14 protein-coding genes are annotated in these 12,369 nt (G+C 54.0%); 6 read left to right on the top strand and 8 right to left on the bottom strand.

What is annotated here, in order from left to right; genetic code table 11:
- Nucleotides 1–97: 97 nt before the first annotated feature.
- Nucleotides 98–685: a Yip1 family protein gene (locus GFC06_RS12505; RefSeq protein ID WP_016153700.1), complete on the bottom strand. Its 588-nt coding sequence runs from the start codon at nt 683–685 to the stop codon at nt 98–100.
- Between the two features lie 164 nt (nt 686–849).
- Here GFC06_RS12505 and GFC06_RS12500 point away from each other — a divergent pair, with 164 nt between their 5' ends.
- Nucleotides 850–1,422, top strand: coding sequence for a DedA family protein (locus GFC06_RS12500; RefSeq protein ID WP_016153701.1), 573 nt, complete (start codon nt 850–852; stop codon nt 1,420–1,422).
- Nucleotides 1,423–1,446: 24 nt separating this feature from the next.
- Here GFC06_RS12500 and mdtQ read toward each other — a convergent pair whose 3' ends face one another.
- Nucleotides 1,447–2,886, bottom strand: coding sequence for a multidrug resistance outer membrane protein MdtQ (gene mdtQ, locus GFC06_RS12495; RefSeq protein ID WP_153690208.1), 1,440 nt, complete (start codon nt 2,884–2,886; stop codon nt 1,447–1,449).
- A gap of 169 nt (nt 2,887–3,055) precedes the next feature.
- On the opposite strand from mdtQ, the gene GFC06_RS12490 reads away from it, so the two are divergent.
- A complete protein-coding gene (locus GFC06_RS12490; protein WP_016153703.1) occupies nt 3,056–3,790 on the top strand; it encodes a class I SAM-dependent methyltransferase in 735 nt (244 codons plus the stop codon).
- 68 nt (nt 3,791–3,858) lie between these two features.
- A complete protein-coding gene (locus GFC06_RS23595) occupies nt 3,859–3,942 on the top strand; it encodes a small membrane protein YohP (RefSeq protein ID WP_019077217.1) in 84 nt (27 codons plus the stop codon).
- A 32-nt stretch (nt 3,943–3,974) separates the two neighbouring features.
- Here the strand turns inward: GFC06_RS23595 and dusC are convergent, their stop codons facing one another.
- The 6 genes from dusC to mhbT all read right to left on the bottom strand — a co-directional run bounded on the left by dusC (nt 3,975) and on the right by mhbT (nt 9,972).
- Nucleotides 3,975–4,925, bottom strand: a complete 951-nt coding sequence (dusC, locus tag GFC06_RS12485; protein WP_016153704.1) for a tRNA dihydrouridine(16) synthase DusC — start codon at nt 4,923–4,925, stop codon at nt 3,975–3,977.
- A 61-nt stretch (nt 4,926–4,986) separates the two neighbouring features.
- Nucleotides 4,987–6,180, bottom strand: coding sequence for a 3-hydroxybenzoate 6-monooxygenase (locus GFC06_RS12480; RefSeq protein ID WP_047500993.1), 1,194 nt, complete (start codon nt 6,178–6,180; stop codon nt 4,987–4,989).
- A 14-nt stretch (nt 6,181–6,194) separates the two neighbouring features.
- Complete coding sequence (maiA, locus tag GFC06_RS12475; protein ID WP_019077220.1) at nt 6,195–6,839, bottom strand: maleylacetoacetate isomerase; 645 nt, start codon at nt 6,837–6,839, stop codon at nt 6,195–6,197.
- Nucleotides 6,840–6,847: 8 nt separating this feature from the next.
- Nucleotides 6,848–7,549: a fumarylacetoacetate hydrolase family protein gene (locus tag GFC06_RS12470; RefSeq protein ID WP_016153707.1), complete on the bottom strand. Its 702-nt coding sequence runs from the start codon at nt 7,547–7,549 to the stop codon at nt 6,848–6,850.
- Nucleotides 7,550–7,564: 15 nt separating this feature from the next.
- The gene (gene gtdA, locus GFC06_RS12465; protein ID WP_019077221.1) at nt 7,565–8,602 is read right to left on the bottom strand and encodes a gentisate 1,2-dioxygenase; all 1,038 of its coding nucleotides are present in this window, start codon (nt 8,600–8,602) and stop codon (nt 7,565–7,567) included.
- A gap of 11 nt (nt 8,603–8,613) precedes the next feature.
- Complete coding sequence (gene mhbT / locus GFC06_RS12460; protein ID WP_153690207.1) at nt 8,614–9,972, bottom strand: 3-hydroxybenzoate transporter MhbT; 1,359 nt, start codon at nt 9,970–9,972, stop codon at nt 8,614–8,616.
- 126 nt (nt 9,973–10,098) lie between these two features.
- Here mhbT and GFC06_RS12455 point away from each other — a divergent pair, with 126 nt between their 5' ends.
- From GFC06_RS12455 to GFC06_RS12445, 3 genes are all read left to right on the top strand, one after another.
- Complete coding sequence (locus tag GFC06_RS12455) at nt 10,099–11,007, top strand: LysR substrate-binding domain-containing protein (protein ID WP_016153710.1); 909 nt, start codon at nt 10,099–10,101, stop codon at nt 11,005–11,007.
- Nucleotides 11,008–11,138: 131 nt separating this feature from the next.
- Nucleotides 11,139–11,537 (top strand): CidA/LrgA family protein, encoded by a 399-nt coding sequence (locus tag GFC06_RS12450; RefSeq protein ID WP_016153711.1) that lies wholly within the window; start codon nt 11,139–11,141, stop codon nt 11,535–11,537.
- Nucleotides 11,534–12,229 carry a CidB/LrgB family autolysis modulator gene (locus GFC06_RS12445; RefSeq protein ID WP_016153712.1) on the top strand — a complete coding sequence of 232 codons (696 nt, stop codon included), beginning with the start codon at nt 11,534–11,536 and terminating at the stop codon, nt 12,227–12,229. The genes GFC06_RS12450 and GFC06_RS12445 overlap by 4 nt, the downstream gene beginning before the upstream one ends.
- Nucleotides 12,230–12,369 lie beyond the last annotated feature (140 nt).

The following is a 12,369-nucleotide window of genomic DNA, read 5'->3' as shown; positions in this document are numbered from 1 at the left end:
ATAGCGATCCGGCAGGTTTGCTGCCACAGGAGAATCGTCTCGAAATGCTGCGTTGCTGACTTTTACGTCAACAACGCAGCGTAGACAGGTTTATTCGTCAGAATAACCGATAGCCGTAACCCCACAGGATTACCGTAATAGCCAGCAGAACCTCCAGTACCAGCACACCGATTGCCAGCGTCGAACTGGAAAAACTCAACCCTTCCTCACGAGTGATATTCAGGAACGTTGGAATACCGAGATAAAGTAAATAACCGGTGTAAAACAGCGCGAGAGTCCCGACTAATGCGCACAGCCAGACCAGCGGATAAAGTGCGACCAGCCCGCTTAAAAACAGCGGCGTCGCGACATATCCGGCAAAGACCATACAATGCGCCAGCGACGGACGCTGCGGGTAGTTACGCGCCATCCACCAGATAACCCGGCCCATGACGGCAACGCCCGCCAGCATCACCCCGTAAAACAGAATCGCCATTGCAAATCCAGTCAACAGGGATAATTTCAGGATATTGCCATCGCCAAAATCCCAGCCGATTTGTGTGGTACCGATGAACGCACAAACAACCGGGATTGCCGCCATCAGCAGTACATGGTGGGTATAGTGATGCGAAACGCTTTCGTTTTCGCTGTTGATCACATGCATTTCACGATCGGGATGGGAAAACAGCCCCCAGACATGGTTCATACCGCCCCCTTCTTGTCAGCTCCGGACCTCAACAGTTCAAGTATAATTCAGCTTTGGGTTAATTTTTGTACAACAACAAAAATGACGAACCGCTAATTCAGCGCTTTTAAACCCCACGATGATTCACAGGGTGTATGCTTAACGTCGGGAGGTCATCCAGACATATGGATATAAACAGTCTTATTGCACATTACGGTTACGCCGCATTGGTCATTGGCAGTTTGGCCGAAGGTGAAACCATTACCCTGCTGGGCGGCGTGGCGGCACATCAGGGATTACTTAAATTTCCTCTGGTGGTTATCTCTGTGGCCCTGGGCGGGATGATTGGCGATCAATTGCTGTATCTGCTTGGGCGTCGTTACGGTGGAAAAATTTTGCGTCGTTTCTCAAAACATCGCGACAAAATCCGCCGGGCGCAGAAAATGATCCAGCGCCGTCCTTATCTGTTCGTGATTGGCACCCGTTTTATGTATGGTTTTCGCGTGATCGGCCCGTTGCTGATTGGCGCAAGCCATTTGCCGCCTAAAATTTTCCTGCCGTTGAATATCCTGGGGGCGCTGGCGTGGGCGCTGATATTTACCACTCTGGGTTACGTGGGGGGAGAAGTCATTGCGCCGTGGCTACACAATCTCGACCAGCATATTAAGCACTGGATATGGCTGGCTCTGGTGATTGTGCTGGTGCCTGGCGTTCGGTGGTGGTTAAAAAAACGCAGCAGCAAAAGTACAGCCCGGTAGCGCGATGTCTACCGGGCGGGTGCGTTACGAAGCGTGGTAGCCGCCCCCCAGCGCACGGTTCAACTGGATTGAGGCATCCAGCCATTGCCCTTGTAAAAGCAGAGCGTTGCACTGTTCACGTAATGCCGGGATCTTTGCCTCACTTACCCGGGAGCCCGCAATAATTCCGGCATTGAAGCGCGCCTGCGCCAGACCCACTACGCGCAGTGCATCATGCTCAATCTGCTGCTGATGCTGATTCTTCTGCGCGAGGGTTTCTACCTGCGAAGCTGCACGCGCCACGTCATTCACCGCATCCACCACGGCTTTGTTGTAATTCGCCACCGTCAGGTTGCTTTGCGCTTGAGTAATGTCGAGATTCGCGTTCAGCCTGCCGCTATCAAAGATAGGCAGCGTCAGCCCGGCCGTTACGCCCATTTGCTGCGCGGAATGGCGAAACAAGTCGCTCAGATGTAACGCATCCTGTTGTAAAAATGCCATCAGATTTACATCGGGATAAAACGCCGCTTTCGCCGCATCAATGCTGCTCAGCGATGACTCAATGTACCAGTGCGCCGCCTGCAAATCCGGTCGGCGGGCCAGCAGCGAATAACCTAGCTGGGACGGGAGCTGGCTTTCCACCGCGGGCAGCGGGGTCGAATGGAGTTTCAGGGCTGTGGACTGCGAGTTGGTCAGCGCGCTCAACCGCGCTTCAATTACCTTCATTTTACCGCTGACATCGTTCAGCTGCTGCTCTGTTTTGCTGGAATCGATATCGGTTTCAACGCCTTCCACCGAAGAAGTAAGACCATTTTGATACAGTTGACGATCAACGTTAATGACGTTCTGCTGCTCGGTTTCGATTTGCGTCAACACGGTTTTCAGCCCGGCCTGCGTTTGCCATTCCCAGTAAAGACGAGCCACACCGCTCGCCAGCACCTGTTGCGTTTGCTCGCGCTCGGCTTCACGCGCCTTAACGGCCCCAATACGTGCCGTCACTTCGGCCCGATTTTTACCCCACAGATCCAGATTCCAGCCAGCAGTTAAACCAAAGGTGCCGTTGGTGTACCACGGCCCGGTCGTCCCGGCGGCCGGATCGGTAATGGCAAACGGACCCATCAGCCCTTCGGCTGACATTCTCTGACGCTCCACATCTGCAGAGAAATCGATCTCCGGGCCATCCTGCGCCTCCACAGCCTTAGCCTGCGCCTCCGCCAGTTGAATGCGCTGTTCCGCGACCTGCATATCAGGGGAGTTGCGTAACGTGCTGTCAATCAGCGCATTAAGCTGGGGGTCATGGTATGCCTTCCACCATTGGCTGTCCGGCCAGCCATTTTTTAACGCCGCAGGCAATGTGGTATCGACATTCGCAGCGGGGGTCTGCTGTGACAGAGACTGGCGGTCATCATGCATCGGCGCGCAACCTGACATCAAAATAAAAAGCGGCAACAATGCCGTCGTGACAAAAGCAGAATTACGATTCATGGAGAGACACAGGTAAGAAAAGATGTGCTGAGATTACGACTTGTCGCGTTTCCTTTTTTAGTTACGCGTGGCAATACACCTTTGGCAATAAAAATATATAATCGGAAAAATATACACCCAACAAATAATTTAGATTAATTAATTTCAATAATTTATGGATGGAGACATTATGTCACAGAATATCTATGACGATCCCGAGTTCTTTGCCGGATATGCCACGCTGGACCGTTCAGTAAAAGGGCTCGACGGTGCGCCAGAATGGCCGACAATACAAGCGATGCTCCCCGCTCTACAGGGAAAAAATATCCTCGATTTGGGTTGCGGATACGGCTGGTTTTGCCGCTACGCGCGCGATAACCAGGCGGCCAGCGTAGTGGGACTGGATATTTCACAAAAGATGTTAACCCAGGCGCACAGCATGACGCAGGGTAATGGCATCGTTTATCGCCGTGAAGATCTCGAAACGCTTTCCCTGTCGCCAAATTCCTTTGACCTGGTTTACAGCTCACTTGCCCTGCACTATTTGCGCGATATCGCGCGATTATTCGTAACGATTTACCAGTCGTTAACACCGGGAGGCATGTTGGTATTCTCTGCCGAGCATCCCATTTATACTGCACCGCTTAATCAGGGTTGGATAAAAGATAAAACCGGGCAACAGTCCTGGCCGGTCAATCACTATCAGCAGGAAGGCACACGCATCAGTAACTGGTTCGCGGAGGGTGTCAAAAAACAGCACCGTAAGCTGGCGACCTGGATTAATGCGCTGATAGCCGCCGGATTCGAAATCGTTTGTGTCGATGAATGGGGACCGTCCGCTGAACAGATTGCTGAAAACCCGGCGCTGGATGAAGAAAAAGAGCGGCCAATGGTGTTTCTGCTCAGCGCGCGTAAACCGGAGTAGGGTCATTACAGGAAGATTTTCACAGGCTTTCCTATACTTAACCTGAACTCACCAAAAAAGGAACGCTGATGAAAATCTTACTGTGGATTATTTTAGTTATTTTTCTGATTGGGTTATTGGTGGTAACTGGCGTGTTTAAGATGATTTTTTGAAACAAAGGCCACTCCGGTGGCCGATTAATGTGTTAATGCAATTTAGCGATATCAATGGCCTGAATCGCGCGCGCGATATCCGGTGAATTGTTTAATGCGCGAATTTCCTGAAACAGCGCGGTTGCCTCTGAGTATTCTTTACGCAAATATCCTAACCATTGTTTAATCCGCGCCACGTGGTACAGCCCGGTATCACCCTGCTTTTCAAGACGAGTATATTTTTGCAACAGCATCACGACATCAGGCCACGGCATACGCGGCTCGTTGTACTTCACCACACGGCTCAGGTTCGGAATATTTAATGCCCCACGGCCGATCATCACCGCATCGCATCCGCTGATAGCCATACAGTCCTGGGCGCTTTGCCAGTCCCAGATTTCGCCATTTGCGATAACCGGAATGGTAAGCCGCTGGCGGATCTCACCGATCGCCTGCCAGTTGATATGTTCGGCCTTATAGCCCTGTTCCTTGGTTCGGCCATGCACCGCCAGCTCGCTGGCGCCCGCCTGCTGAACGGCATCAGCAATTTCAAACTGCCTGTCGCTGTTGTCCCAGCCCAGACGCACTTTCACCGTCACGGGGAGATGATCCGGAACCGCCTCGCGCATGGCTTTTGCGCCCCGGTAGATGAGTTCAGGATCTTTTAATAACGTTGCGCCACCGCCGCTGCCGTTGACCAGCTTCGACGGGCAGCCACAGTTCAGATCGACACCAAACGAGCCCAGTTCTACCGCGCGCGCCGCGTTCTCCGCCAGCCACTGCGGATACTGCCCCAGCAACTGTATGCGCACCCGCGTGCCGGATGGCGTCCGGCTATTGTTATGCAGTTCCGGGCAGAGCCGATGGAATACTTTTGCCGGCAGGAGCTGATCTACCACGCGCACAAACTCGGTGATGCACAGATCGTAATCATTCACTTCAGTCAGCAGCTCGCGCACCAGTGAGTCGAGCACGCCTTCCATCGGCGCCAGTAAAACACGCATATCGTCACCCGCAAAAAAAGAGGCGCTATGGTAGCGCCTCCGTTCGGGAGATTAAAGAGGCTCAGCGCGGCAACAGGCAGTTATCTTCTTTCCAGCCGTACAGCCATTCCATACCACGATAAAATTCCGCCTGAGATTTGCCTTTCCACAGCAGATTACGCACCTGGCGCTCGACGCCTGCGGCGTGGTACACACGTCCCATTTCGCGCGTCGACCAGACGATGCGCGCAGTACGCGGAATACGCACCGACTCATACAAGGCAAAGGCATCAGCCGCATCGCCGTCACACTGCTGTAACGCCTTACCGAGAGTAACGGCATCTTCAAGCGCCATACAGGCGCCCTGCGCCATATATTGTGCCACCGGATGCGCAGCATCACCCACCAGCGTAATGCGGTCGGTCCCCCATTTCTCTACCGGTTCGCGGTCAGCGGTGGACCAACGACGCCATGAGGTCGGCTTATCCAGCATCTGACGCGGACGCGCATGAATACCGGCAAAATAGGAGAGCACTTCCTCTTTACTGCCATCCTTTACCCCCCACTCCTCCTGCTGACGACTGTGGAAGGTCACCACCAGGTTATACTGCTTGCCGCCGCGCAGTGGATAGTGCACCAGGTGGCAGTGCGGTCCGGCCCACAGCACCGGCGCGTTAATGCGCAAATCTTCCGGCATATCATCGCAATCAATCACCGCGCGATAGACCACGTGCCCGGTAACGCGTGGCGCATCGCCAATCAGAGACTGCCGCACAACCGACTTCACACCGTCACAGCCCACCAAAATATCCGCTGTCCAGCTGTTACCGTGCTCATCAAATACCGTCACATCATCTTCTGTCTGGCGAATATCAACCACGTTAGTTGAAGTGCGATACTCAACGTTGGGATGAACCAGTGCCGCTTCCCAGACAGAAGCATGAATATCAACCCGATGGATAACCGCATAAGGACCGCCAAAGTGATCGCGGAACGCCTGCCCGGTTTCAATATGTACAACCTCTTTCGCGTTTACCGCATCCATCATGGTGATGTGATCGGTAAAAACGGCGCGCTTGCGGGCGACGTCACCCACACCAAGGCTGTCCAGAGCAGAAAACGCGTTCGGCCCGAGCTGAATGCCCGCACCAATCTCACCAATCTCGTGCGCTTTCTCCAGCAACATCACTTTAATGCCTTGACGGGCCAGCGACAGCGCGGTCGCCGCGCCGCCAATCCCGCCACCCACGATAATTGCGCGTGTCACTTTAGCCATTGTCGTTCTCCTTATCAGGCTGGAATTTTGTCTTGTTGATTCTCGGGCGCGGCGGCGATAAACGCCGGAAGCTGGGTACAGGCATCGTATACCGCCTTACAGCGCGGATACCCGCTCAGATCACAGCCCATACGTAACGCGTTCGCCCACTGCGGGATCAGACAGCAATCCGCCAGCGTCGGCGCATCCCCCACGCAGAACGTCCCCGAGTGACTCTGGCGCAGCATCTGTTCCACCGCGCTTAACCCTTGCTGGATCCAGTGCGCATACCAGCGTTTTTTATCCTCTTCACTGACCTTTAGCTCTTCGCTCAGGTAGCGCAGTACCCGCATGTTATTCACAGGATGGATATCACAAGCGATGGCATAAACAATTTCCAGCACCCGGCTGCGCGTCGGGAAGTCGGCTGGCAGCAGCGGCGACTGCGGAAAGTGACCATCCAGCCAGTCGGTTATCGCCAGCGACTGCCCGAGTGATTCTCCCTCATCAGTGACCAGCGTCGGTACAAGCCCTACCGGGTTCATCCGCCGGTAAGCCAGCTCGTTCTGCTGACCGATGCGAATGTTGACACCCACCGTCTGGTAATCAAGCCCCTTCAGCGCCAGCGCAATGCGTACGCGATATGACGCTGAGCTGTTAAAGAAACTGTACAGCTTCATCATCCACCTCAGACAATCTTCACAGCGATGGGGGTTAAACCGTCTACATTGCCGGTGATCACATCTCCTTTCACCACTGCGCCCACGCCCTCTGGCGTGCCTGTGTAGATCAAATCGCCCGGCTGTAGTTCGAAAAAGCCGGACAGATAGCTAATGGTTTCATTAACGGACCAGATGAGGTGGCGAATATCGCTACGCTGATGATCGTCGCCGTTGACCTGCAACCAGATAGGCGCGTTGTTAACATCCGCACTTTCGCTGGCTTTATGCAGCGGCGCGATGGGGGCTGAGAGATCAAATGCTTTGCCGATTTCCCACGGACGCCCCATCTGGCGCATCTCCATCTGCCTGTCGCGGCGGGTCATATCCAGACCAGTGGCATAGCCCCAGATATATTCGTGCGCTTTTTCCAGGGGTATATCGCTGCCCTTTTTACCGATCGCCACCACCAGCTCTATCTCATAGTGATAGTTATCGGTCTGCGACGGGTATGGCAGCTCGAGGGTTTGACCGGCCGCCACCGGGACCACTGCATCGGCAGGTTTACAGAAGAAGAACGGCGGTTCGCGATCCGGATCAAAACCCATTTCACGCGCATGAGCGGCATAGTTGCGGCCCACGCAGTAAACGCGACGCACGGGAAACTGTTCATTACTGCCAACGACCGGAACGGTAACAGGCGCTTGTGGTTCGAATACGTATTGCGTCATTTTCTCTCTCCCAAATTAATAACGTGCTTCACGGAACAACCCCAGCGCTTCCTGAACCGGTCTGTCCGAAAAACTAAATAAGACGGCATCTTCGTGGGCCTGGAATGACACGCCGTGCCAGGTTGGCACCACGAAGATATCTTTTGGCGAAAAATTGAAGATCTCGGTGCCGATGGTGACCTGCCCGCTTCCTTCCACCACGTGATAGATAGTGCTGTCGGTGGTACGCGCCATCCGCGAGGAAAAGCCCTTCGGCAACAGTTGTAAAAAGGTCCCCATTGAAGGCATGGGATAACCACCGGTTACCGGGTTGACGTAACGCATCTTGTAACCGTCCCACTCATCGGCGTCGCCCATGCGGGTCAGGTCATGCAGCGCTTCACGGCTGCGATCGTAGCGATAGTTGAAAATTGGCGATGAGTTACCCTTCTGATGACGCAGCGGCAGCATATTGGCCGCGTAGCGTGGTAAGTAATCCCCTTCCTTGCGCGTGACCGGTTGCTGATCCTCCGGGTAATCTTCCGCAAAGCCGCAACCCAGCAGATTCACCAGTGGCAGATCCAGACCGTCCAGCCACACCACCGGTTCACTGCCTGGGTTGCCGTGGTCGTGCCAGCGCCACTGTGGCGTCAGAATAAAATCGCCTTCATGCATTTGGGTGCGCTCGCCATCCACCGCGGTAAATGCCCCTTTCCCTTCGACAATAAAGCGCAGCGCAGACTGATTATGCCGGTGACTCGGGGCAACCTCGCCCGGCATGATTAACTGCAATCCGGCGTACAGCGTTGGGGTGATTGAAGACTGTCCGCGCAGCATGGGGTTTTCCAGCACCAGTACGCGACGAATCGCCTCTTTCGCGCCAATCAGATCGCCGCTTTCCAGCAGCAGCGGGCGGATCTCCTGATAGTTCCAGTACGCAGGAGCACAATGTGCGTTCGGCGTTGGCGGTACCAGGCGGTGCAGCGACTCCCACAGCGGGGTCAGATTCTGCCCGGAAATATGCTGGTAAAACTGCTGACGGCTGTTCTTAACATCCTGATTAAGTTCTGACATAGAGATTCTCCTTATTTGTTCACGATGCCTACGCGTGACAACGCGTCAGGGACAGAGGCCGACTGGCGGATAACAACCGTCAGCAGCATAAGCATCACCGCGCTGATGGCCGCCGGAACGGCAATAATGAAAAACAGGTTATCGAATGAGAAATTCATCGCCATCATCACGCCGCCGGAGAGCGAGCCGACAATCGCGCCGCAGCGGCCAATCGCATTAGACCAGCTGACGCCCGTGGCCCGGCTCTGCGTCGGATAAAGCGTGGCGGTTAAGGCATTCAGGCCCACCTGCGAACCGCTGATGCCGATGCCGGTGCCAAAAATGGCCAGCGCCATCAGCCACAGGCCGTTCTCGCTCAGACCAATCATGACAATACACACCGCACCCAGCGCATAGCTCACTGCCAGCACGCGGAAAGGGTTGTATTTATCCATCAGCACTCCCAGCACCAGCGCACCGAGCGTACCGCCAATCTGAAAGGCGGCGGTCACCCATGAGGCATGCTGCAGGTCAATTCCGCGATGGTTAAGCAGCGTTGGCATCCAGCTGGAGAGCAGATAAATGATCAGCAGGCTCATAAAGAACACCACCCATAACATCAGGGTAATGGGCAACTGTTGCCCGACGAACAGCTGGCGAATGCTGCCTTTCGCAATCGCGGCGCCCTCGTTGAGATAAAATTGGGTATTGTCATAACGTTCCCGGGTGAAGGCGCTGACGGTTCTGGCAATCACGTTTTGCGGCAACTGACGACGAACCTGCCAGCGTGGGGATTCCGGCAGCGCAAACAGCAGAGCCACAAACAGCATCAGCGGTAGCACGCCTCCCAGCACCAGGATGCCGTGCCAGCCAATAACCGGCACCAGCTGTGCGCTGACAATCCCGCCCATCGCCGAGCCCAGGGTAAAACCGCAGAACATCATGGTGACCAGTGCACCACGTCGACGCGCTGGCAGGTATTCTGAGGTCATAGTGATAGTATTTGGCATCGCGCCGCCCAGGCCTAACCCGGTAAGGAAGCGCAAAAAAACCAGCGTTTGCAGATCGGGGGAAAAAGCCGAAATCAGGCTCAGTGCGCCGAACAGCGCCACGCAGAGTTCAATCACCCGTTTGCGGCCAAAACGATCCGATAGCGGACCGCAGAGCAGTGCGCCAGCGGTCAGACCCAGCAGGCCTGCGCCAAACAACGGCGCCAGATCTCCGGCCGTCAGTTGCCAGTGGGTGCGAATGTCGGGCGCGATAAAACCAATAGCCGCAGTATCAAAACCGTCGAGCATGACGACCAAAAAACAGCAAATGATAACGCGCCACTGGGTCTTACCGACGGGGGCGGAATCGATCAGTGCTTGTAGATCACGTTGTTGAGTCATAGTGAATGCCTCAGTGCAGGTAGAGTAGATGTCTGTTTTGTTTTAGGTATGTTGCGACTTTGTATGTTTGGAGATGAAATGTACAATGGCTTTTCATGCAGAGGCATAACCTGGAGGTTATAGCAAATGGCTAACTGGGCGCAGAAACTTAAGTTACACCACCTGCAAACGCTTATTGCGCTGGGCGAACAGGGGAATTTGACTCACGTCGCCCGAATGATGAATATCACCCAGCCAGCGTTGTCAAAATGGTTATCGCAGCTCGAAGATGAGATGGGTATCACACTCTTTGAACGTCATAGCAAAGGCTTACGCCCTTCAGAAGGCGGCAAGCTGCTACTGCAGCATGCCCAACGCCTGATCAATGATATGGAACGTTCACAGTATGAAATCGCCCGTTTTAAGCAGGGAGGCCTGGTAGGGAGTCTGAAGATTGGCTGCTCGCCGGTGGCGACGGACTGCGTTTCACAGGCGATACTGGGTTTGCTCACAGAGCTGCCGACCTTGCATCTTAATATTGAAGAGAAGGTGATGACCCCGCTGTTGCACGATCTGCTCGCGGGTTCGGTGGATGTGGTGGTCGGACGCGTCGGTGGCCGGGCGCTTCAGTTGCCGCTCAATTACCAGGTGCTGTATACCGAGCCGGTATGTTTCGTCGCGCGCCCCGACCATCCGCTGGCAAAATATCCCCTGCTCACCTGGCATGATCTGGCTAACTGGCGCTGGATTGTCTGGCCGACGGGAACGCCCATCCGGATAAGCATTGACAACGCGCTGGTAGATAACGGCGTCATGCTACCGGAAAACATCATTGAGTCGGCGTCGATAAACGTCAGCACCAACCTGCTGCAAAGTAGCGACATGATCTCTATTCTTTCTCTACGCCTGGCGCAGCGTTATGCCGCCCAGGGACAGCTGGCTATCCTGAATCTGCCGAAGATTGAACAAAAAGGCAGCGTAGGCGTGTTCTGGCGCAACAATGAAACACCCACGACCGCCCTGAATCGTTTTCTGTATTACCTGGCACAGGTTTAACGTGAACAGTTAGGGCCATCGCCCGATGTTCCAGATATCTATTTCTTCTATGCTTAGAATTCATGATGTGATCGGTAGCACGTTTTGAAGTTTAATTGTATGATGAATCAGTCTCGTCAAGGGTTTCAACTATGAGCAAAGCACTGAACATTATCTGGCAATATTTGCGCGCATTCGTCCTGATTTATGCCTGCCTCTATGCAGGTATTTTTCTTGCATCGCTACTCCCCATCACCATTCCGGGCAGCATTATCGGCATGCTGATTCTGTTTGTCTTACTGGCTTTGCAGGTGCTACCGGCAAAATGGGTTAACCCCGGCTGCTATGTGCTGATTCGCTATATGGCCCTGTTGTTTGTCCCGATTGGCGTGGGGATCATGCAGTACTTTGATCTGCTCCGTGCGCAATTTGGTCCGGTGGTGGTGTCCTGTACCATCAGTACGCTGGTCGTTTTCCTGGTGGTGAGCTGGAGTTCTCACATTGTGCACGGTGAGCGCAAAATCGTTGGGCAAAAAGGGTCTAAAGAATGATGTCGTATATCTGGTGGTCGTTACCCCTTACGCTGGCGGTATTTTTTGGCGCACGTAAGCTGGCTGCACGATTTAAAATGCCGCTATTGAACCCGCTACTGGTCGCCATGGTGGTGATCATTCCCATTCTGATGCTGACCGGAATTCCCTACGATCACTATTTCAAAGGCAGTGAGGTGCTGAACGATTTGCTGCAACCTGCCGTGGTCGCGCTGGCCTATCCGTTATACGAACAGCTGCACCAGATTCGCGCTCGCTGGAAATCAATTATTGCCATCTGCTTTGCGGGGAGCGTAGTGGCGATGGTTACAGGTACAACAATCGCCTTGTTGATGGGCGCATCGCCGCAAATTGCTGCGTCAATCATGCCGAAATCGGTAACCACGCCTATCGCTATGGCAGTGGGAGGAAGTATTGGTGGTATTCCGGCCATCAGCGCCGTGTGCGTCATTTTTGTTGGTATCCTCGGGGCTGTGTTTGGTCATACTTTGCTCAATGCGATGCGTATTCGCACCAAAGCCGCACGTGGACTGGCTATGGGTACCGCTTCGCACGCCCTGGGTACCGCACGCTGTGCAGAGCTGGACTATCAGGAAGGCGCGTTTAGCTCTCTGGCGCTGGTTATTTGCGGCATTATCACCTCGTTGGTCGCCCCATTCCTGTTCCCGATTATTCTGGCCCTGGTCGGTTAACCTTCAATTTTTGGCTAATTATTTGCGATGCGTTGCACATTTTTAATTTAAGTTTCATAAGTTGCATACACAATGAGATTTGGATCACATATAAAGCCGTAACAGGCCCGTAAACTACGATTCCATTACATTGTTATGAG

Source organism: Citrobacter braakii (genome assembly GCF_009648935.1).
Lineage (GTDB): Bacteria > Pseudomonadota > Gammaproteobacteria > Enterobacterales > Enterobacteriaceae > Citrobacter > Citrobacter braakii.
The sequence above is the reverse complement of the archived record's forward strand: the minus strand, read 5'-3'. Positions and strand labels throughout refer to the sequence as shown.